Annotated in this window: 19 protein-coding genes; 7 read left to right on the top strand and 12 right to left on the bottom strand. The window is 54.0% G+C overall.

Annotated elements, in window-relative coordinates; all coding sequences use genetic code 11:
• Positions 1–29 precede the first annotated feature (29 nt).
• The 3 genes from AC27K1_RS14915 to AC27K1_RS14905 all read right to left on the bottom strand — a co-directional run bounded on the left by AC27K1_RS14915 (position 30) and on the right by AC27K1_RS14905 (position 4476).
• Positions 30–695 carry an ion channel gene (locus AC27K1_RS14915; RefSeq protein ID WP_487151611.1) on the bottom strand — a complete coding sequence of 222 codons (666 nt, stop codon included), beginning with the start codon at positions 693–695 and terminating at the stop codon, positions 30–32.
• Between the two features lie 81 nt (positions 696–776).
• Entirely contained in the window at positions 777–2525 is a 1749-nt protein-coding gene (gene ggt / locus AC27K1_RS14910; protein ID WP_487151610.1) for a gamma-glutamyltransferase, read from the bottom strand.
• 178 nt (positions 2526–2703) lie between these two features.
• A complete protein-coding gene (locus AC27K1_RS14905) occupies positions 2704–4476 on the bottom strand; it encodes an acyl-CoA dehydrogenase C-terminal domain-containing protein (RefSeq protein WP_487151609.1) in 1773 nt (590 codons plus the stop codon).
• Positions 4477–4716: 240 nt separating this feature from the next.
• Between AC27K1_RS14905 and AC27K1_RS14900 the strand changes: the two genes are divergently transcribed.
• A complete protein-coding gene (locus AC27K1_RS14900) occupies positions 4717–5139 on the top strand; it encodes a YbaN family protein (protein ID WP_487151608.1) in 423 nt (140 codons plus the stop codon).
• A 125-nt stretch (positions 5140–5264) separates the two neighbouring features.
• Here the strand turns inward: AC27K1_RS14900 and AC27K1_RS14895 are convergent, their stop codons facing one another.
• The gene (locus tag AC27K1_RS14895) at positions 5265–7088 is read right to left on the bottom strand and encodes an ABC transporter ATP-binding protein (protein WP_487151607.1); all 1824 of its coding nucleotides are present in this window, start codon (positions 7086–7088) and stop codon (positions 5265–5267) included.
• A 138-nt stretch (positions 7089–7226) separates the two neighbouring features.
• Positions 7227–8156, bottom strand: a complete 930-nt coding sequence (gene trhO, locus AC27K1_RS14890) for an oxygen-dependent tRNA uridine(34) hydroxylase TrhO (RefSeq protein WP_487151606.1) — start codon at positions 8154–8156, stop codon at positions 7227–7229.
• Positions 8157–8365: 209 nt separating this feature from the next.
• On the opposite strand from trhO, the gene AC27K1_RS14885 reads away from it, so the two are divergent.
• Positions 8366–9004 (top strand): phosphoadenosine phosphosulfate reductase domain-containing protein, encoded by a 639-nt coding sequence (locus AC27K1_RS14885; RefSeq protein ID WP_487151605.1) that lies wholly within the window; start codon positions 8366–8368, stop codon positions 9002–9004.
• Positions 9005–9260: 256 nt separating this feature from the next.
• Positions 9261–9881, top strand: coding sequence for a LysE family translocator (locus AC27K1_RS14880; protein ID WP_487151604.1), 621 nt, complete (start codon positions 9261–9263; stop codon positions 9879–9881).
• 51 nt (positions 9882–9932) lie between these two features.
• Here the strand turns inward: AC27K1_RS14880 and AC27K1_RS14875 are convergent, their stop codons facing one another.
• The 3 genes from AC27K1_RS14875 to AC27K1_RS14865 all read right to left on the bottom strand — a co-directional run bounded on the left by AC27K1_RS14875 (position 9933) and on the right by AC27K1_RS14865 (position 14264).
• A complete protein-coding gene (locus AC27K1_RS14875) occupies positions 9933–11390 on the bottom strand; it encodes a catalase (protein WP_487151603.1) in 1458 nt (485 codons plus the stop codon).
• A gap of 212 nt (positions 11391–11602) precedes the next feature.
• A complete protein-coding gene (nhaD, locus tag AC27K1_RS14870) occupies positions 11603–13000 on the bottom strand; it encodes a sodium:proton antiporter NhaD (protein WP_487151602.1) in 1398 nt (465 codons plus the stop codon).
• 94 nt (positions 13001–13094) lie between these two features.
• Complete coding sequence (locus tag AC27K1_RS14865; protein WP_487151601.1) at positions 13095–14264, bottom strand: amidohydrolase; 1170 nt, start codon at positions 14262–14264, stop codon at positions 13095–13097.
• A gap of 261 nt (positions 14265–14525) precedes the next feature.
• Here AC27K1_RS14865 and AC27K1_RS14860 point away from each other — a divergent pair, with 261 nt between their 5' ends.
• Positions 14526–15023: an aminoacyl-tRNA deacylase gene (locus AC27K1_RS14860; protein ID WP_395183809.1), complete on the top strand. Its 498-nt coding sequence runs from the start codon at positions 14526–14528 to the stop codon at positions 15021–15023.
• 185 nt (positions 15024–15208) lie between these two features.
• Entirely contained in the window at positions 15209–15562 is a 354-nt protein-coding gene (locus AC27K1_RS14855) for a hypothetical protein (RefSeq protein ID WP_487151600.1), read from the top strand.
• A gap of 23 nt (positions 15563–15585) precedes the next feature.
• Here the strand turns inward: AC27K1_RS14855 and AC27K1_RS14850 are convergent, their stop codons facing one another.
• Positions 15586–16581 (bottom strand): ion channel, encoded by a 996-nt coding sequence (locus tag AC27K1_RS14850; protein WP_487151599.1) that lies wholly within the window; start codon positions 16579–16581, stop codon positions 15586–15588.
• A 190-nt stretch (positions 16582–16771) separates the two neighbouring features.
• Between AC27K1_RS14850 and AC27K1_RS14845 the strand changes: the two genes are divergently transcribed.
• Complete coding sequence (locus tag AC27K1_RS14845; RefSeq protein ID WP_487151598.1) at positions 16772–17263, top strand: aminoacyl-tRNA deacylase; 492 nt, start codon at positions 16772–16774, stop codon at positions 17261–17263.
• Here AC27K1_RS14845 and AC27K1_RS14840 read toward each other — a convergent pair whose 3' ends face one another.
• From AC27K1_RS14840 to AC27K1_RS14830, 3 genes are all read right to left on the bottom strand, one after another.
• Positions 17264–18034: a sulfite exporter TauE/SafE family protein gene (locus tag AC27K1_RS14840; protein WP_487151597.1), complete on the bottom strand. Its 771-nt coding sequence runs from the start codon at positions 18032–18034 to the stop codon at positions 17264–17266.
• A gap of 193 nt (positions 18035–18227) precedes the next feature.
• Positions 18228–19685 carry a pyruvate kinase gene (gene pyk / locus AC27K1_RS14835; RefSeq protein ID WP_487151596.1) on the bottom strand — a complete coding sequence of 486 codons (1458 nt, stop codon included), beginning with the start codon at positions 19683–19685 and terminating at the stop codon, positions 18228–18230.
• Between the two features lie 52 nt (positions 19686–19737).
• Positions 19738–21057: a Na+/H+ antiporter NhaC family protein gene (locus tag AC27K1_RS14830; RefSeq protein ID WP_487151595.1), complete on the bottom strand. Its 1320-nt coding sequence runs from the start codon at positions 21055–21057 to the stop codon at positions 19738–19740.
• Between the two features lie 259 nt (positions 21058–21316).
• On the opposite strand from AC27K1_RS14830, the gene brnQ reads away from it, so the two are divergent.
• Complete coding sequence (gene brnQ, locus AC27K1_RS14825) at positions 21317–22684, top strand: branched-chain amino acid transport system II carrier protein (RefSeq protein WP_487151594.1); 1368 nt, start codon at positions 21317–21319, stop codon at positions 22682–22684.
• The last annotated feature ends 14 nt before the right edge of the window (positions 22685–22698 follow it).

Genomic DNA, 22698 nt, shown 5'->3' with positions numbered 1-22698 from the left:
GGCTTTTCTTTTATTGGGAAACGCTTTTGTTAACGCTGACTGATATGGATGCCAACCAATCGCGCTACCAGTACTGTCAAATAAAACTGGCCAATAAGCGCTTCCATACTGGTAATTGCCTGGGCACCACGTGTCGCAGGCACAATATCGCCATACCCTAGCGTCGAAAGGGTGACAAAACTGAAATAAATGAATGTCGAAATATCGTGAATGCTGGACAACCCTTCACCGTGGAAAGAACCGGGCATCCAGAACTCCAGTAGCGTGTAGATAAAAGCCCCCTGCAATCCCAGCAACAGGTACACACACATACTGCCATAAATGATGTTGCGATCGACCCGCTTCGCAGAAAAGATCAACACAACCAGCTCATAGATCACGTAACTGAAAAACAGCAGATTGGTTATGTTATCCAGAAAAATAAACGTCGGACGATTATAGAGAACGGGCAGCCACAGGGTAATAAAGGTCGGGAAGGCAAGGAGACTGGCAATAACCAGGAACTGCCGCTTATGACTCAGAATATAAACTGACGCCACCAGCAACAGAGACAGTGACACCTTCAGCATAAAGCCGGCCCGAATCAAATCCGGCATGAAGGGAAACACCACCACGACCGTCATCAACATCAACAACAGCATGGCAAACCCGAAACGGGGCACCTCTGTCTGTCGAAAATTACCCAGAAAAACCATTCACACTCCCTTCACACCTGCTGACACGATACAGCGTTATAGCTCACGACATAAATCAACTAATCGGCACCTATGTCAGACTTAGTCTCCCATCACAGCCCCTTCGCGGCGGGAGTCTGCGGCACCTTCCAGACCGGTTTCCGTTATGGCAATGGCATGCAGTCCGCTGTTCAAATCCCGGATATTGACCTGATATCCCATCTTTTTCAGTGGGGCCGCCAGTTTTTCTGCGGCTGTACCGGCTTCGATATCATACGGGCCAAAGCGGTTCACAAGGTGGGGTAATTGAATCGCGTCATGGACTGATAACTGCCAGTCAAGATGCGCAATCAATGTCTTGGCCACATAACCAATAATACGGCTGCCTCCCGGAGAGCCCACCACCAGGTAAGGTTTGTCATTTCGCATCACAATGGTAGGCGCCATAGACGACCTTGGACGTTTTCCAGGTTCAATCCGGTTGGCGATTGGCTTGCCATCCTTGTTGGGACGGAAAGAGAAATCCGTCATTTCATTATTCAGCAGAAAGCCCCTGACCATCAGCCGTGAACCAAAGGCATTCTCGATGGTAGACGTCATGGATACGACGTTTCCGTCGCTGTCTACGATGCTCAGATGCGTCGTCGAAGGGAGTTCCAGTGATTCATCCGGCGCACGTGTAAGGTTTCGTTTACCGGGTGGCGTACCCGGTTTTATAGACGTCAATGCACGATTGCTTTCCAGCAAAGCGCTTCTATCCCTGAGATAATCCTTATCCAGCAACCCATCAGGGATCGAGACAAAATCAGCATCAGCCATGTAATGGCCACGGTCGGCAAAAGCAAGTCGCGATGCATCACCAATCAACCGCCAGCTTTCTGGATTTTCCGGCCCTGACGCTGCCATATCGTAAGGTTCCAGCAACCCCAGTATCTGGCCAACCGTCAAGCCACCCGAACTTGGCGGCCCCATGCCACAGATGTCATTTACACGATAATCAATGCAGACCGGATCCCTCTCCCAAACTTGGTAATTGGCCAGGTCTTCACGACTCAACACACCGGGGTTATCCGTGACGGAACGGACAGCCGCGACGATATCGCGCCCGATCTCGCCCTCATAAAAAGGCTCTATGCCTTTTTCAGCAATCAACGACAGCGTGTTCGCAAAGATCACATTGGTGAGCAGATCACCTTCCTGCAGCGCCTTGCCACCCGGGAAGAAATAGGTTGCTGTGACCGGATATCGGCGTAATCGATTTCCATCCCTTGCAATGAGGGCTGCCAAGCGGGGAGAAACCTCAAATCCCTCCCGGGCCAGCTGGATCGCTGGCTGGAACAATACCTCCCAGTCCAGCTTGCCATAACGTTCATGCAGGGTATGCATCAGTTTCAACGTGCCGGGTGTTGCCACTGACCGGCCACCGACGACCGCATCATAAAACGACAGCGGATTACCCTTTTTATCGAGGAACAAGTCTGGTGTAACGGCCTGTGGTGCGGTTTCCCGGCCATCCCAGCTTGTGAGCTGTTCGGCATCACTGTCGTAATACACGACAAAGGCACCACCACCGATACCCGAGGACTGAGGCTCCACCAGGTTCAGCACCAACTGGGTGGCGATCATGGCGTCAACCGCTGACCCACCTTCCTTGAGCATTGCATAACCGGCCTTAACCGCATGCGGATTGGCAGCAGCCACCATAAACTCACTGGCGGTGACCTGCTGTTGTTGCGTGGTGCCGGTACCCTCTTCCGGCGCCACAGCATCGGTAACGTCCTCGGATGCCTTTAGCGATGCGCCCTGCAACCACAAGCTGCCAATCAGAAGCCATGCAAGTCTGTTCCGCACAACGAATCCCCCGGTTTTTTATTTTCTACCTCAAGCATACGGTAAGCCGGCAGGAGATCAAAAGCGAAAGCGCGCGATTGATAAAAAAACCGGCGCAGGGACGCCGGCAAGGTGACATGGAAGGAGAAAAATCAACGCTTACTGGTTTGAGAAAACCCTTTACGACAGGTAGCAGGTATCAAAACTCTTCGTTTTCAAATGCCATCAACACCTGCTTGCCTGACTGGATATCCTTCAACAGGATCGCCGTTTCCGGCAACACCTTGGCCATGTAGAAATCCGCTGACTTGACCTTGCTTTGGTAAAAGCCAGTGTCAGGATCATCTTCTGCGAGCTTCTGCTCAGCCTTGACGCTCATTTTCAACCACAACCAACCTACTGCCGTCAGTGCAAGCAGGCGAAGATAAGACGTTGCTCCCTGGGCTGCCTCTTCCGGGTCTTTCATCCCTTCCTGGGCCAGCCAGAAGGTCGCCGCCTGCAGATCCTCTTTGGCAGCATTGACCGCCGCATAGTGGGGATGGTGGCTGTACGCGTTCAATTCAGCATCCAGCTGCTGCAGAAAACTGCGGATTAACCGCCCCCCCTGCATGGGTAGCTTCCGCCCCACCAGATCCAGCGCCTGAATGCCGTTGGTACCTTCATAAATACGGGTAATGCGCACATCTCGCACCAGCTGTTCAATGCCCCAGTCTTTCGTAAAACCGGAACCACCCAGTGTCTGAACAGCCAGGTTGCAGCAATCAAATCCTTCATCTGTCAGGTGGGCTTTTACTACCGGTGTCATCAACTGGACAATGTCATCGGCCTGCTCACGGACCTTTTCATCATCATGGTGATGGCTGATATCGATATGCATGGCTGTCCAGTAAGCCAGTGCCCGGTTGCCTTCATTGATCACTTTCTGACGTAACAACATCCGTCGTACATCGGGATGGACAAGGATAGGGTCTGCCGGCTGATCCGGTGCAACCGGGCCTGAAATGGAACGGCTCTGCAGTCGCTCTCGGGCAAATGACAATGCTGTCTGATAGGCGCTTTCAGCCGCACCCAGCCCCTGCAGACCTACCATCAACCGGGCAGCATTCATCATGGTAAACATACAACTCAACCCCTTATGGGGTTCGCCCACCAGCCAGCCAACCGCATTGTCAAAACTCATAAAACAGGTGGCCGATCCCTTGATGCCCATCTTGTGCTCAAGTCCTGTACAACTCAGCGTATTACGCTGACCGTCTTCCAGCACTTTGGGGACCAGAAACAATGAAATCCCTTTGACGCCTTCTGGCGCATCCGGCAACCGGGCCAGGACAAGGTGAATGATGTTATCGGTCAGGTCATGCTCTCCGCTGGTGATCCAGATCTTATTGCCGGTAATGGCGTAACTGCCATCATCCTGCGGTTCTGCTTTTGTCCGGATCATGCCCAGGTCTGTGCCACACTGGGGCTCGGTCAAACACATGGTACCGGACCATTGACCACTGACCATATTGGGAAGATAAGTCTGCTGCAGCTGTTCACTAGCATGAGCAGCAATCAGGTTCATGGCGCCCACCGTCAAACCCGGATACATGCTGAGAGAAAGATTGGCAGCACAGCTCATTTCTTCCATGGCGAAACCCAGCAGATGCGGCATGGCCTGTCCGCCCCACACTTCATCCATACTGATTCCCAGCCAACCGCCTTTTGCGAAAGCCTCATAAGCCTGCTTGTAGCCTGTCGGTGTCACCACGGACTGGCTGTCCGCATCATAGTGGCAACCCTCCTCGTCGCCACTGGCATTGACCGCCAGGAACTCCTGTTCACAGAGCCTTGCACCTTCCTCTAGGACAGCATCCATTAAATCCGGTGTTATCTCACGGTATTTTTCCAGGGATGCAATACCGCCGCCCTCCAACAACCCGTGGATAAGAAAGCGGATATCTTTCAGCGGCGCGTTGTAAATAGCCGGCATGGCTCCCTCCTGACATCGTGTCTCAATCATCGTTATAGGGTTTATGGCATACTATAATTATACATATTTTTATATTTGTACAACTGCATAGAAATATATCGTATCAGAATATATGAAAGGCATTGCTGCCAAGCCGGCATATAATGCTCAATCACAACGGCGATCCCGGATGCCTCCGGACACTGTGATACAGTAAATTGAACATGTTTTTGATTCTGCCAGGTTGCCCTTGAGCCAGTTATGACAACGAGAACCTCGGATAAATTGCAGAAGAACCCACTGGTTCGCCTGTTGCTGACCGGCATCGGCATTCTTGCCACGGGACTCGGCATCCTCGGCATTTTTTTGCCCGTCCTGCCAACGACACCTTTTTTATTACTGGCCGCAGCCTGTTTCCTGCGCAGTTCCCCGGCGTTCCACGGATGGCTGCTTGGGCACCCCCGGCTGGGCCGCTACATTCATTACTACCTGGATGGAAAAGGGATCCCGCGTAAGGCAAAAATTTACACGCTGATCGTACTCTGGCTCAGCATCAGCGCATCCATCGTGATCGTGCCCCTGTGGCCCGTACACGTGTTACTGGTCATTATTGCCAGTTGTGTCAGCCTTTATATCCTGAAACAAAAAACATTGGAGCTACCACCGCTCACCGATAAATCCTGATGAGCGATGTGCATTACAGGGCAGTCAAAACAAATGAGGAAGGTAAGGTTTAAAACTCACGAAATGTGTTTTAAACCTTACAGCGGTGTGATCACAGGTTAATGAAAAACCCTGCCATCAACCACTTATTGCAAGTGGCCATAGAGGCGGGCATATAAGCCATTCTGTTGCAGCAGTTCATCGTGTTCACCTTCTTCACTGATACAACCATCTTCAAAGACATACACACGATCCGCCTGTTTCACAGCACTCAGGCGATGGGCAATAATCAGCGTCGTCCGGCTGGACAGGAACTCCTCCATCCCTTTATGTAAGAGAAATTCTGTTGCCGTATCCAGGGCAGACGTGGCCTCATCAAGAATAACGATGGCAGGGTCTGTCACAATCATACGCGCAATGGCCAGCCGCTGCCGTTGTCCGCCAGACAGGCGAACGCCCTGGTTTCCTATCAGGGTATCCAGGCTGTCGTCCATCTGCTCGATAAATACTTTGAGCTGAGCCACTTCCAGCGCCTGCCAGAGTTTTTCATCGGGGACATCCCGTCCCAGGCAAAGGTTTTCGCGCACCGTGGTATTGAACAGCACCGGATGCTGCAGCACCGTCACGACATGCTCGCGAATGGCATCAACCCCGATCTGCTCCATGGGTATATTCCCGAAGCGTACACTGCCCTGCGTTGGTGTATACAGCCCCAGCAACACCTTCACCAGCGTTGATTTACCGCCGCCACTGGCGCCGACCAACGCGACCTTTTCGCCTGGCTTAACTGATAAAGAAACCCCTTTGAGGATGTCATTATCGCCATATGCAAAATGCACATCCTCGATATCCAGACCAACCGTCTTGCGGCCACCGAATGGATCGAGCAAGGCTGTATACCGTTTTTCTTCCTCAAGCTCGAGCAGGTTATTGATGCGTTTCAATGCCGCATTAGAGGCAAAATAACCATACTGCATGCTCAACAACTCATTGACCGGCCCCATCATGAACCAGAGATAACCGAACACGGCAAACATCTCACCGATGGAAAGATCCGAAAAAACCACTGTCATCATGGCGCAGGCACGGAAGACATCCACACCCAGCAGGAACAGGACAAAACTGAACCGGGAGGCGGCGTCGTTTTTCCAGGAAAAGGCGGTGGAGCGATCCCTGACAGCACGGGCATGGTCCAGCAAACGACTGATGTAGTGCTTTTCCCGGTTGGCGGTCCGAACCTGCTGAATGCCGTCCAGGGTTTCGGTCAGCGCCGCCTGGAAGACGTCAAAGGCACTGTTTTCTTCTTTCTTGAGCGTGCGGATTTTCTTGCCCAGCCGCGTGGTGAACCAGATCACCACCGGGTTGAAAAACAGGATGATCAGCGCCAGCTGCCAGTGCAGCCATAACAGGACTGCCGCGGTGCCAACGATGGACAGGACTGCCACCAGCAAACGGCTGACGGTTGAACCGATAAACTGGTCAATGGTATTGAGATCGGTCACAAACCGGGAGGCCACCGAGCCACTGCCCAGCGTCTCATATTCCGACATCGACACCCGCGACAGCTTGTGCAGCAGGCTGGAGCGCATGCGAAAGACCACTTCCTTGGAAATAATCGTGAACTGCCGTGTCTGCCAGACATTGAAGACCAGCGCCAGCAGGCGCAGCACAATGGTCAGCCCCAGTACCAGCAGGATATAGAACGACGGCCCATGCCACTCATTCGGAATCAGCGGCCGCAGGGTGGCGACCACCGCACCGGGCTCCTGCAGCAAGATCTCATCCACGAGCAGGGGCAACAGCAAGGGGGTCGGGACGCTGGCCAGCGTTGCCAGCAGCGCGACGATATTCGCAACCACCAGTTCACGCTTGAACTCAAGGGCAATACGGCGGATACGCTGCCAGTTATAAACGCGGGAATCGTGCTGCTCTCCGACCGCATGGTCGGCAGCTGTTAGTGTTTCACTCAAAATGGCGATCCTGGATAGTCTTCTGCGCTGCGACCGCCTTACCGTCCCCGGGCAGGCGGTCGCAGGTATTACATTATCTTATCGGTATACGACAGATGGCTCTATATGGATGGAAGGGTTATCACACAATCCTGCGAATCAGGGGCGTTTCTGCTGATTTTTACCCAGAGGCATAGGCTCACCCCGCCCCCTGGCCAGGTCAATCTGCTTCTGGCGTTCAGCGGCACGGGCACGGGAACGCTCCGTCTGGCTGTCATGGCAATGAGGGCAGGTCACTCCCCGGACATACAACGGCGAACGCTTGTCTTCTTCGGTGATCGGACGACGACAGCCGTGACACTGGTCATATTGGCCGGGCTCAAGGTCATGATTAACGGTCACGCGATTATCAAAGACGAAACATTCTCCCTGCCAGAGACTATCTGGTTCCGGTACCGTTTCCAGGTACTTGAGAATGCCACCCTTCAGGTGATAAACCTCCTCAACGCCCTGTTCCAGCAGCAGTGACGTGGCTTTTTCACAACGAATGCCGCCGGTACAGAACATGGCAACCCGTTTTTGCCTGGCCGGTTTGATCGTTTCTTCGACCCAGCCGGGAAACTGACGGAAATTGTCAGTGTCGGGATTGACGGCCCCCTTGAAGGTACCCACCTCGATTTCGTACGCATTGCGGGTATCAACCACCAGCACGTCCGGATCCGATATCAGGGCATTCCAGTCTTCCGGCTCAACATACTGACCCACCTGGTTGACGGGTGAGATACCCGCCACCCCCATGGTCACGATCTCCCGCTTGAGCTTGACCCGGGTACGATAAAACGGGTTTTCATCCGACAATGACTCTTTATAGGTAAGGTCTGTAAACCGACCATCAGCCTGAAACCAGGCTTTCAATGCATCAATACCGGCGCGGGAACCCGCCACGGTGCCGTTAATCCCCTCTTCAGCCAGCAACAACGATCCCCTGACACCATTGTCCAGCAGGCATGACAGCAAGGGTTCACGCAGCGAACGGTAATCCGGCAGGCTTACAAACTGATAAAGTGCAGCAACAACAACGCCAGGCATGGCTTCCCCGGTTATGGACACATCAACAAAAGATCAGGCATGACACCCTTCCTGAATGCAGGCCACGAATACTATCGACTTTGCATGCAAATAGGAATAATTATCAATAATAAAGCATCCCGGTTACGGCGCTCCAGGAAATGCTCATGGCCTTGCCTTCTGACAGGCAGGTACCCTATCCTAGCTTCCCCGCAAACCACAACAACAACATGCCTATGACACTGGACCTCAAAAGCCTCAACCGCGAGCTGGCTAACCGTCATCCGTCCGAGATTGTCGCCTGGACCCTCGATCAGGCAGAGAACCCGGTTCTGACCACCAACTTTGGCCCACACGAAGCCGCCATTATCCACCTCTGCGCCAGCCAGAAGCCGGATATTCCGGTCGTCTGGATTGATTCCGGTTACGGGACACCGGCCACTTACCGGTTTGCCCATCAGCTGATCCAGACGCTTGACCTGAATATCCGCATTTATCATCCCCGCTATAGCCGTGCCTGCCGGGAAGCCATTTACGGCGGGATCCCGGACGTCGACACCCCGGCACATGACGCGTTTACCCACGACATCAAACTGGAGCCCTTCCAGCGCGCTATGGCAGACGCCAAACCCGACTTCTGGCTGACCGCTATCCGCAAAGAGCAAACCGCTTTTCGCCAAAACCTGGATATCCTGACGGAAACACAGGACGGCATCATCCGGGTGGCGCCGGTCTTTTACTGGTCTGAACTGGATCTTGAGGAATACCAGGTCGAGCACGACCTGCCCATTGAAGAGGATTATTTCGATCCGACCAAGGTTCTGGGCAACCGTGAGTGCGGTCTACATACCAGCACCAGTCGCCAGTAATACCCTGGAATGGATCGCCACAGGCACGTTTGGCCGGTCCATTCCATGCGATACCTCTGCCACTCAACATGACCTGATTCTCCTCACCAGCGATAGCATCAACGTTTTAATAAATTTATTGCGATTCCCATTGAACTAATACCCGCCGCTTCAGTCCAAAAACGCAACGCTGAAAACAGGGAGATATTCCGCAACCCGTTCAGCAATCCACAGGAACAGTAAATCGTTTGTTTAGACAGGAGCAGCAGAGAGCATCATGGGTATGGAACAATGGCTGGCCTTTGTATCAGCCACACTCATTCTCTTCCTGGTACCGGGACCCGATATGGTGCTGGTCGCAGGCTGGAGTGCACGAAAAGGTTTCCAGATGGGAATGGAGGCCGCGATGGGGACAGTATCGGGCCTGGTCCTGCATACCATTGCCGCGTCCATGGGACTGGCGGCTTTACTGGCCACATCCGCCAGTGCGTTCTCGGTGCTGAAATGGGTGGGCTCCATCTACCTGGTATGGCTGGGCCTCATGAAACTGAAAAAACAGGCGCATGATCCCTGCCCGATAGAAAAACCCAGGCGGGCCAGCAGCCCTTATCTCCAGGCCTTGTGCACCAACCTGCTCAATCCCAAGGTCATCCTGTTCTTTCTGGCTTTTTTGCCCCATTTTGTCAGGCCCGGTGGGGATGTGAAGGCGCAGTTCATCATACTGGGACTGGCATTTGCCGTGATTTCCGCCGCCTGCTACGTCATCCTCATCGCGGTGACGGCGAAAGCTGGCCGGGCACTGGGGAAGAGCCGCCTGGCGCAACAACTGGGTCGCTGGCTCAGCGGCACGGTGATGATCGGTTTTGGTGTCAGGCTGGCAATGGCCAGCCATCAGTAAATAGCAGGTGAACCCGGGAGAAGAACACCTGCTATACATCTCTACAACCCGTCAGAGGCCAACGGTTTCCAGCGCGGCCTGTACACGGCGACCATACTCTTCATCACATTGCGTGAAATGAGCGACCATACGCTGCTGCACGGACTCACTGGCCAGGGACAGACCACCCGCAATATTTCCAACCAGCTGCTGCTTCTGGTCTTCAGACATCAGCCGGAACAAGTCACCCGCCTGGCTGTAGTTGTCCGCATCTCGACTGTCATAAGCCTTGGTCCAGGCCTGCTCCTCCAACGGCATAGGCGGCTCAGCCACGGACGGATCAGGAACAGGCGCCCCGTCACCGGCCCTGTCGTTGGGGTAGAAATTGACCGTGCTGCTCTGGTTATGCCCACCATACGGGCACGCCATACCGGCCATGGCGCCATCACGCTGATAGTGATTGACCGGGCACTGCGGCCGGTTGACCGGCAACTGCTGATGATTCGCGCCGATCCGGTAACGATGCGCGTCCGCATAGGCAAACAGGCGGCCCTGCAGCATCTTGTCCGGCGATGCCCCGATACCCGGCACCAGGTTACTGGGTGAAAACGCCACCTGCTCGGTTTCGGCGAAATAGTTTTCCACGTTACGGTTCAATTCCAGCTTGCCGATTTCCTCGAGCGGAAAATCCCGGTGTGGCCAGACCTTGGTCAGGTCAAACGGATTGATGGCATAGTCACGGGCCTGGGCTTCACTCATGATCTGTACCTTGACGGTCCAGCTCGGAAAATCACCGTTGGCAATCGCCTCAACCAGGTCTCGCTGCATACCATCTGCCGGTTTTTCTGCGGCTTGCTGGTTTGTCAGCGTCCGAATGCCCTGGTCAGTCTTGAAGTGCCATTTGACCCAGTAGCGTTCACCTGCCTTATTCCAGACACTCAGGGTATGAGAGCTGTAACCATTCATGTGACGCAAAGAGAAGGGAATTCCGCGGTCTGACATCAGGATGGTCACCTGGTGCATGGACTGCGGGTTACTGGCCCAGAACTCCCAGTGATTGGCAGGATTGGGCAAATTGGTGGCCGGGTCTTTTTTCTGGGAATGAATGAAATCAGGGAACTTGGCAGGGTCGCGAATAAAAAAGACCGGCGTGTTATTACCCACCAGGTCAAAATTACCCTCCTGGGTATAAAAACGTACGGCAAAACCGCGCACATCACGGACAAAATCCCCCGAGTCCTGTCCGCCCGCCACGGTAGAGAAACGGGCAAACACCTCGGTCTTGCGTCCGGTCTCCTGCAAGAAGTCCGCCATGGAAAACGCGGACAGGTCTTTGGTCAGTGTAAAGGTGCCATGGGCGCCATACCCCCGCGCATGAACCACCCGCTCCGGAATACGTTCACGGTTAAAATGCGCCAGTTTTTCAAACAACCGGTAATTATCAAAGGTCAGAGACCCCCGTTCGCCGGCAGAGATACTGTTATCATCATCGGCGATTGGCGCGCCATTCGCTGTTGTAAGTTTATTCATCGCTTGATCTCATTCTGGGTTGCCCAGGATTTTGGACAGTAGGTACTAATACATGGTCAGGCAATGAGGGGGGTTGACGCCAATCAATTTCCTAAATGCATTTGATAAAAATTTACAAAGAATCAATACCGATCGGCACCGGGGGAAATCACTGTCATTCCCCAAAAAAAACAGGCGCCATGTTCGGCGCCTGTCAGGTCAATACAATCGCCTCAGCTATTCAGGGCAAAATGAACCCCGACACTGGCGGCGTATCCCAGGGCGATCGCCCAGGACCAGCGCAGATGGCTCATAAAGGTGTAGGTGCCCTTCGACGTGCCCATTAAGGCAACGCCGGCAGCCGATCCTACAGAGAGCAGGCTACCACCGACACCTGCCGTCAAAGTCACGAGCAGCCACTGAAAATTACCCATTTCAGGGTTCATGCTGATAATGGCAAACATCACCGGAATATTATCCACCACGGCCGAAATCAATCCGGCAACGACATTGGTGATTGACGGTCCCAAATCGGCATACATGGACGAAGAAATCATCTCCAGGTAGCCCAGGTAACCCAGGCCACCCACCGAGAAAATAATGCCGAAGAAAAACAGCAGGGTGTCCCATTCCGCCTTGGCAACCTTGTGAAAAATATCGAGTTCCCCACGATCGCTGCCTTCAAGCGGATGGGCAGACTGACCGCTTCGACTCCTGTACGTCAGGTACCAGGTGTAAAACATCAGCAACGACATACCGGTCATCATGCCCATGAACGGGGGCAGGGCGAACACCTTCTCAAAGGTGACTGCCAGGATAATCGTCAACCCGAACAAACCGCACACGACAAGTCCTCCCGGCCTGATCCGGACACGCTCATCAATCGCCGAGGGCTTTTCCGGGGGGACGAAGAAACTCATGATGATTGCCGGCACCAGGTAATTGACCACTGCCGGTAAAAACAGCGCAAAGAAACCAAAAAATCCGACCTTGCCGGCCTGCCAGACCATCAGCGTTGTGATATCGCCAAACGGACTGAAGGCGCCGCCGGCATTGGCGGCAACCACCACATTAATCATCGCCAGGGTGACAAAACGCTGGTTCCCTCCCCCGACAGACATGATCACCGCGCCCATTAAAAGCGCCGTGGTCAGGTTATCGGCAACAGGAGAGATGAAAAATGCCAGTATGCCCGTTACCCAGAACAGCTGACGGAACCCCAGCCCTTTCTGCATCAACCGTGCACGCAGGGCATCGAAGACCAGGCGTTCCTCCATGGTATTGATAAACGTCATGGCCACCAGCAGGAAAAGGAACAGGGCGCTGTATTCGTCCAGGTTGTGCATCACGGCAGCGCGAAGCGCTTCATGTTCCACGCCGTAATCCTGGGCAATGGTGGCAATCAGCGCCCAGATAATCCCGGCGGCGAGAATCACCGGCTTGGATTTACGCAGACGAAGCACCTCTTCGCCCATTACCATCATATAAGCAAGGACAAAGATGGCGATGCAGAGATAAGCCAGTGGATCTTCAGTCGCCCCAAGCACCTCATATCCACCACTTGATGCGCTTGCCCATCCCGGGCACAGCGCAAGTACAACTGGCAACAAACCGTTTTTAAACACTTTCATTATGCATTTCTTATTTTATTTCGTTCAAAAAAACCCACACCCCTGAAAAGGATAATAAACGCTGAACGCATATACCACCTTCCTCCCGGAAAAATTAAACGGGGGCAGAAACCATTAACAGACGCCTGGCGGCATGCAGCATGATATTGCTGCCAAGTTCAATCAACGCATCCGGAAAATCGTAATCCGGGTTATGCAGTTGCGGGCAGGACTCACCACTCCCCAGGCAAAACAGCGCGCCTTTGAAGTGACGGGTAAACTGTCCGAAATCTTCAGACCAACGCATGGGACGCTCCACCGTTTCGGCATGTATACCTGCGTCTTCCGCCGCCGCCATGACGAGGGAAACGGCCTCAGGATCATTCTCTGTTGCCGCAAATTCATCGCGGTAGCGGATTGACCACTGCAACCCGGCCTGTTCAGCCTCCTGTTGAACCAGCGCCTCCGCTTTCTGCCTTAACGCCTGCATACGATGATCTGCCGCGGTTCTCAGCGTCACCATAATCGTCGCGTCACCCGGTGCGATACCAAAAGCCTGCTCTCCCAGGCGGACATAGACGACAGTTGCCAAGGCAAATGCTTCATCATTCTCGACAGGTGTACTGAGCGCTGTAAGCTGCTCCAGCAATCGACACATTGCCGTCTGCGGGCTTATGCCATCCTCCGGCCTGGCGGCATGAGACGTTTTACCGGTGAGGGTTATCTCCATGCCGCAGGATGCACAGGCAAAACTGCCTGCCCGTACCAACAGGGTTCCAATAGCCGTGCCCGGCAAGTTATGCCAGCCAACCACATAGTCCGGCTTCAATGCCACAAACCGTTCATCCGCCAGTACCGCCATAGCGCCGGTACCATCTTCTTCCGCGGGCTGGAAGAGTAGGCCGATTCGACCGGCTGTCGGCCGCTCTCGCGCCAGCCTGAACCCCAATGCCAGCAGCGTAGCCATATGCCCATCATGACCGCACATATGGGCTATGCCTGCCTGTTCTGAACGATAGGGCAACCCATTGATCTCATCCACTGCGACGGCATCCATGTCTGCACGAAAGATAAGCGTAGGACCCGCCTGGCCGCTGTCAAACAGGGCAAGAACACCATGACCACCTATCCCGGTGAGTACACAATCGGGCCTGATATGTGTGGTTAAAAAGCGTTGCAAGCGTTCAGCAGTATCACCTTCCGCACCGGACAACTCCGGGTGCCGGTGTAACTCCTGCCGTATCTGGCGACACAGTGTCAATTCTGTATCCCCTAACCTGATCATCCTCTATCTCCTGTTTATTTTCAGTCTGACGTTACCGTTCGTCAGCACTGCAACACGGTAAGACCCGATGGTGTCATGTTCACGAATACGGACGCAGCACGTATTTATCCCGATATTTATGGCCTGTATTTATAAAAAAACGACGGTTCGGACTTAATCCGTCTTAAAACAACACTGACACAAGCAAAAGATTCATTGACAATCCGATATACTTATCTTGCAACTGAGACATGGCGATAAGCAGCAGTTATCGGAGGCATCATGTCCATTTCACCGCAGTTAGAGACATTTCTCGCTGAAAGCTGTACGAACTATGAAGTGGTATCCCATCCCTATTCGGAACGGGCCGCGAACACCGCCCGTTCGGCCTGCATTCCGGATCGAACCATGGCCAAGGCCGTTGTGCTGAAAGATGGCAATGGCTATGTGATGGCCGTGATGCCGTCACGCAACCGATTGATGCTGGCCTGGTTGAATATGCGCCTGGATCGCAACCTGAAACTGGTACAGGAAACCACGCTGCAGGATCTTTTCCCTGACTGTCAGCCCGGTGCCATACCCGCCATGGGGATTGCCTACGGCATGAAAACTGTCTGGGACGATGCACTCAATACCGTTGCTGATATCTACATCGAGGGTGGCAATCACCGGGAGCTCATCCATATGCACCGCAACGAGTTCCAGAAACTGATGTACGGCCAGCCCCATGCGGCGATCAGCTGTGATATTGAGGAAGAGGAGGCCTACCGAAGCTGCTGACAACAGACAGATTTTCTCTGTCAATTCTTATCGATGATGTGCCCTTCCGATTGATGGAATAATCTGCAACGATGTCTCACGAGGCTACGCTGTGGCTTCAACGCAATGAGTAAGACGCTTGCAACAGACATTAATCCATCAACAGCCATGATGGCTGAGGATTCATAACAGACGCGGGTGATGCCATGAAGCAACGCTCTCTCCTGGCAAGATGCATAACCGCAGTGATTTTCTTCTTTGCTGCCATCTTTGGTGCAGTTCAGGGACTGTTTCTGGTTGCCTTCCTGGCATCCGTCTTTCTCGGCATTATTGTTTACGACCTCATGGACTTTACCGTCCAACAGACACGGCAACTTCCCCACATCACCGCGACCGGGCCTCTGTGCATGCATTTCAATGGTGAGGCTTTTCCCGAGTGGCTGGAAGTCGGAGCCTGCCATCGCTACTACCTGGCAGGGATTGCGCCCGAATATGTTTGCGAGAGTCTGGTAGAGAGAGAAGACATCATTTACAACGGCGTTCGCTACCATCCGGCCTGAAACAAGCAGGTAATCCTTATCGCTTACCGGGTCATCTTCTTAACGAAGACCACCACATAGAGCGCAAGGATGAATGTTCCCAGAAACGCCTCTATGGCAGCGATCGTTCGCCCGATACCTACCGGCGCAATATCGCCGTACCCCAGTGTTGTAAATGTCACCACACTGAAATAGAAGCACTCCATTAACTGCCCCCAGTTAGCCTGCCAGCCCAGTTCGGGATGCACCTGAATGATCTCACCGCCTGCACTGACCCCTATCATGGCATAGAGTAACGCACAAACGACAACCATGACGCCCGAGAAAGCAATAACCCGCGCAGGACGTTCACCATAGCCACACAGCAGATCAACGGTTTTCGATACGACCCTCTGCCACGAAAAAGGGGGTAACTGGTAACGGCGGTAGCGCATCTCCTTTTGAAAGAAATCGCCGGCCTCCTCCTGCAAACCGTGCAGCTCACACTGCCGACGAATATTCCGGCAGACTTCCTCTGCCTCTTCATTCAGTCTGCGCACCCCCTCCTTTCGGTTCGGCTCGCGCTTTCTGAGTTTTTTACCCTGTGCTGCCTGCAGGATGGTGTTGCCCCATTTAATATGCTCGATCTTCGCATCATCAAGCCGGATACCCAGCAGGTTGGCACGGGTCAGATTGGCGGAGTTGAGATTCGCGTACCTGGCGTCCACCTTAAGCAGGCAAGCGCCCTGCAAGTTGATGCTATATAAATGTGCATCGCGAAGATCCGCATGATTCAGGTTAGCATCCGTCAGGTCATAGCCTTCCGGACTATCGCAATTGACCAGATGAACATTGCGAAGATTGGCATTCTCTAATTGGAAACCAGACAAAGGGCGACCTGATTTGGCAATGGCCTCCACGCGCTCGCAGATATCATCACCCCGCTTGTCAGCCTCTGGATCATGCCAGAAACACAAGCCCCCTTCTTTGCCTGAACGATCTTCACAACGCCTGCCCTGATAGTCCACATAGGTACATTGAACGCATCCCTGCGCTTCCATCCTGTTGCCAGCCCCGTAATCGTAGTTATCCCATTATTGGAGAGTATAGCCAGCCAGTTCAGTTTTTCTTCTATGTCAGGAGTTTCGTTTAGCGACGCCGCTTAGAAAGGTTTGATCTGATGCCCTGCCCTGGTGGGTCATATACTGATGTGCAACTTCAGGTTCGACTTAACATGGAGAAGTCATTGCCATGAGTGTTTCAAAAAAACTGTCTCAATTTCTTGCACAGCAGCAGATTGATTTTGAGCTGGTTCATCACAGCCCCAGTATGAGTGCCATGCAAAGCTCCATCGCGGCACGCGTTCCCAGTGAGGAAGTCGCAAAAGCCGTGATCCTGAAAGATCATGTCGACAATTTCCTGATGGCCGTGATTCCTGCAGGCCGGCGCCTGCACCTGCATACTGTGGAAGAACTCACTGACCAGAAGCTGCGCCTGGCCTCTGAGCACGAGCTGCAACAGAAATTCGCAGATTGTAAAACCGGCGCAATCCCCGCTATCGGGCCAGCCTTTGACATGAGCATGGTGTGGGATGACCGCTTCCTGCAGCAACAGGATGTGTACCTGGAAGCCGGAGACCATGAAACCCTGGTGCATCTATCCGGCCAAAACTTCCAGAAGCTGGCTGCCGCCGAGCAACATGATCAGATCAGTATGCCCGTTAAAGAGCAACAGCCTGAATAATCATCTTACTGAGTCCAGCATCGCAGCGCCGCAGGCGAGTACAACCATCACGAACAGCAGCCATTTCAACGTGGCCTGAGAGGCTTGTATGGCAAACCGAACGCTATAGTGAGCCCCTATCATACAACCCACGGCAAGAATCAGCCCTGGCACCCACAGCACCAGGTCGTACCAGATGAAGACACCTAAAGCCAGCAGGCTGAAACAGGCTGTACACACCACTTTAAGGGCATTGGCGCGTACCAGGTCGTAACGCAGCCCTCCCGCCAGCGCCGCAATCAGCATGAAGCCAACCCCTGCCTGAACAAAGCCGCCGTAAACACCTGCCAGAAACAGCCCGACCCAGGCGGAAGGTTTAGTATGCAGAGGAATAACCGGCGTACCCGGCTCCGGCGCCACTGTTGATGGCTTAATGATCATGATCAGAGCCATCAACACCATGCTTCCCAAAAGCACCGGTTTCAATATCACTTCCGGCAGGAAAGCGGCGGCCAGTGCGCCGACCAGTGAGCCAAGCAGCGTCGGCACCACAACAGCCATCATGGAGGGAGCTTCGAGTTGTTTCTCGCGATAAAACCCCTGCATACCTGTTAACGATTGCATGACGACACCCACCCGGTTGGTCGCATTCGCCACGTCTGCGGGCATCCCCATCAACATCAACGCAGGCAGGGTCAGCATGGAGCCGCCCCCCGCCAGGGTATTGATAAATCCGGCTATCACACCGGCCAGTAACAGCGCAGTGACATTCACGAGGGTCAGTTCATACATCGTTTGTTCCATCAACAGGGTGTGCAACAGCCAGGAAAGGCAGGCTGCATCCGTTCAGTCACGAGAGACCGGCAACCGGATACCATCAATGCACCGGGTTCATCAGGGCGGTGAGAAGAATGAGGCAGGGAAGGACTATCTGCAAGTATCGACAGCAAAAATCAGCCCCCTGCAAGCGCAGGGGGCCGCCTGATTATACAGTAAGAATCTTCATGGTATTGGTTTCGCCGACAACCGCCAGCGTATCCCCCTTGGTCATGATGACCTGGTCACCATCGGCCAGGTAACCTGCATCACGCACGATTTTAACGGCGGCTGCGTTTACTTCATTGCCAGAGGTGTAAACCGTTGGATCAAAAACGAACGCCTCAACCCCACGGTACAGTGCGACCCGCCGACGTGTGGATTCCTGCCGGGTCAGCGCAAAAATAGGCAACCGCGAATTGATGCGGGACATCCACAGTGGCGTGGAACCCGATTCCGTCAGACAGATAATCGCTTTGACACTCTGCAGATGGTTGGCAGCATACATGGTGGACATGGCGATCGTCTCATCTGTCCGCTCAAATGAGAACGCCATTCTATGGGTCGACACCTGGCTCGCCGGTTGTTTTTCGGCACCGAGACAAATACGCCCCATCGCCTGAACGACACGTCCCGGGTTGGCGCCTGTGGCTGATTCTGCAGACAACATGACGGCGTCAGTGCCATCCAGCACGGCATTGGCAACATCAAACACCTCGGCCCGGGTCGGCAGGCTGTTGGTAATCATGGATTCCATCATCTGGGTGGCAGTGACCACCGGCCGGTTCAAACGGCGGGCTTCCGCGATGATCTTTTTCTGAACACCGATCAGCTCGGCATCCCCGATCTCAACGCCCAGATCGCCGCGGGCTACCATCACCGCATCGGATGCCAGGATAACCTCTTCCAGCACCTTTTCATCCTTGACCACTTCTGCACGTTCAATCTTGGCCATGATGGCGGCATCACCACCAGCATCGTGCAACAACTGGCGCGCCAGCTCCAGGTCAGCTGCGCAACGGGGAAAGGATACTGCCAGGTAATCCAGCCCCAGCTTGGCGGCGGTCTGGATATCTTCACGATCCTTATCCGTCAGCGCGGGCGCCGAGAGACCACCGCCCTGGCGGTTAATTCCCTTGCTATTGGTCAGTTCGCCACCGTTAACCACGTGACAATGAATCTGGCGACCATCTACCCGCTCAACCCGCATGGTGATACGCCCGTCATCCAGTAACAGCATATCGCCGGTGGCACAGTCATTGGGCAGGGCTTCATAGGTCAGACCCACCCGGTGCTGGTCACCGGCAGCCTTATCCATATCTGCATCAAGAATAAAGTGATCGCCTTCTGCCAGGGTGATGCCGCCCCTGGCAAAACGGGCGATGCGAATCTTTGGCCCCTGCAGATCCCCCATGAGCGCCACGGCCCGTCCCAGTTGTGCAGCCGTTTCACGTACGCGATCAACCCGCTGCTGCAACGCTTCCGGTGTGCCATGGGAAAAGTTCAGTCTGACGACATTAACACCGGCTTCGATCAACGCCCTCAGTGCTGCCTCCGCATCCGTCGCCGGCCCCAGGGTAGCAACAATCTTGGTACGCCTTGGCATTGCAACCGTTCTTTCCGACATGGCAACTCTCCTTGCTCAAAGACCTCGATAAACCGTAAAACCTGACGCCTGTCTACTGGCTTTTCGACAGCCGGGGAAAACCTGACAGGATTGCTCCGATAGCGCACAACGCCAGTATCCACGGGTAATAACTGTCACCCACCAGCGCCAGTGGTGAAAGACCGGCGATGGAACCGGCCAGCAGCAGCTGTGCGCCCCAGGGAATGATGCCCTGCACGACACAGGAAAACATGTCCAGCAAACTGGCCGAACGGCGGGGATCAATGGCATTCTTTTCGGCAATTTCCCGCGCCACCGAGCCACTGATCAGAATGGCCACCGTATTATTGGCCGTAAACAGGTTACAGACAGACACCAGCAGGGAAATACCGATTTCGCCTGCTCGTCCCTGCAGCCGCTGGAAGCGCCCTACCAGGGACTGAATACAACCGGTCAGCCAGACGAGACCGCCCTCATGACGCATAACCGCAGCCAGCCCACCGATAAACATGGACAGCACCATGATTTCCAGCATGCCCTCAAAGCCAAGGTAGATGTTATCGGCCATGATCGCCATCGAATAGCCATCCTTGACAAGCAGACCCAGAAACCCGGAAAAGAGAATCCCAACCATCAATACGACCAGCACATTCATGCCGCTGACCGCCAATACGAGCACCAGAAGATAAGGCAATACCAGCCAAGCGTTGAATTCGGTGGCCGCAGGCGCACTGCCACCATGACCGAGAATAAACAGAAGGATCATGGTTAGCAGTGCCGCTGGCATTGCTATGCGGGCATTCAGGCGAAACTTGTCCCGCATGCTGCACCCCTGGGTGCGGGTTGCGGCAATAGTGGTATCAGAAATAATGGAAAGGTTATCACCGAACATGGCGCCGCCAACCACTGTCCCTGCACACAGTGCCGGTGAAAGACCGGTAGCCTGACTGATCCCGATCGCGATTGGCGTGATCGCAGCAATAGTTCCCATGGATGTGCCCATGGCAGTGGAGACAAACGCCGCCACGAGAAACAGCCCCGGCAGCAATAACTGTTCCGGCAAAACGGACAATCCCAGGGCAACCGTGGCATCCACGCCACCAATGGCACTGGTCACCTTGGCAAAAGCACCGGCCAGCAGGTACACCATACACATGGTGACAATGTTGATATCACCAATACCCTGCAGAAAATGCTGAATACGTTCATTCAACCGGGCATGACCAATCAGCATACCGACAATAATGGCCGGCAATGCTGCAACCGGCGCCTTGACCTGGTAAAAGGCAAACTCAACACCGGCCAGGGAGTAGTAGATACCGCTTCCGAAAAACACGCCCAGGAAGACCAGCAATGGCAGGAGGGCTCGGGGGTTGGCTGCAGGCTGTGTCATCAATATCCTCGTTCAGACCAGTAATGATCAGCGAAACGCCATCCACCGGGTCGCAAAATAAAAGGCCGCATTGTATCCGGCATACGGCCTGATACAACTGGGCTATTTACGTAAACCACCCATAGCCTGCCGGTGAAGCCGAATATCAACCGCCATTGATTGCGTATTATTTTCGCAAGACAGGAACTTCAACATGGATTTGTCCGTCTTATGACTAATACTTAGTGAACATTCGATTGATGATCAATGCTGCACGCTTATGGAACATCCCGCCACCCCTAACACACTGACCGGAAAGGCCCTGCTGGCCATGGGGTTCATGACCTTCGCCCTGTTCCTCGGGGCCGGCAACATGATTTTCCCGGTACTGTCCGGCCAACTGGCAGGCACTGAGGCCTGGTCAGCGGCAGCAGGATTTCTCGTTACCGGCGTCGGCCTGCCTCTGTTGGGCATCATTGCCATGGCCCGGGTGGGAGGAGGTTTCAACGATCTGTCGCAGGATCTCCCTCCCCGGCTGATCGCCCTGATCGGCATTATTATCTATCTGCTGATCGGCCCCCTCTATGCCGTTCCGCGAACGGCGGCGGTCTCCTTCGAAATCGGCATTACTCCTTTCCTTGATACCGAAAACAGTCATAGTGATGCGCAGCAGCTTTTGTTCTCGCTGGTCTTTTTTGCCATTGCCTGGTGGTTTTCCCTGTACCCCGGCAAGCTGATGGAAACCGTCGGCGAAATCATCACACCGGCGTTGATACTCTTATTAATCGTGCTTGGCGTTACCCCCTTCATCAATCCGGCCGGCGATCCCGGCCCACCGGCTGAAGACTACCAGGCAACGGCTTTTATCCAGGGATTTCTTGATGGTTATATGACCATGGACGCCTTAGCCGCCCTGATGTTCGGTATTGTCATCATCACCAACCTGCGATCACATGGCATTACCAATCGACAAGCACTGACACGCTATTGCATTGCCACAGGCGTTATTGCCGCCATAGGACTCTCCCTTGTCTATATCACACTGTTCAACATCGGCGCCACCAGCCGGGCACTTGCACCTGACGCCAGTAACGGCGGACAAATCCTGACCACCTTTGTTGAGTACCAGTTCAGCCAATGGGGCATACTCATCCTTGCCGCCATAGTGACCCTGGCCTGTCTGACAACCGCCATCGGCTGCATAACGGCCGTTGCAGAATATTTTGAGCAACTCTGGCCCCGCTATTCCTATTTCTCACTGGTGACCGCCATTACAGCGGCCTGTGTAGTAATGGCCAACATAAACCTGGACCAGTTGATTGAATTTTACATCCCCATCCTGCTGGCAATATACCCGGTCGCAATGATCCTTATCCTGCTGGCACTGATTCGTGAATGGCTACCAGCCCCTAAACTATCGGCACGTTTCACTCTATTCCTCGTTGCCTTGTTCGGTATTGCCGACGGGCTGCATGTACTACCCTGCCGCGCCATTGAGTACTACCTTTTACCTTTGAACAATGTGCCGGGATTTTCTCTCCATCTGAGCTGGGTGTTACCCGCGATTGTCAGCCTGGTCATCACCAGCCTCATCGGTTTTTTTGGTCCTGATCGCCAATCCCAGACGGAGTCCAATTCCGGCCAGTAAGTACGCTACACCTG

Source organism: Kistimonas ophiarachnellae (genome assembly GCF_057552235.1).
This window is presented reverse-complemented; position numbering and strand designations above follow the sequence as displayed.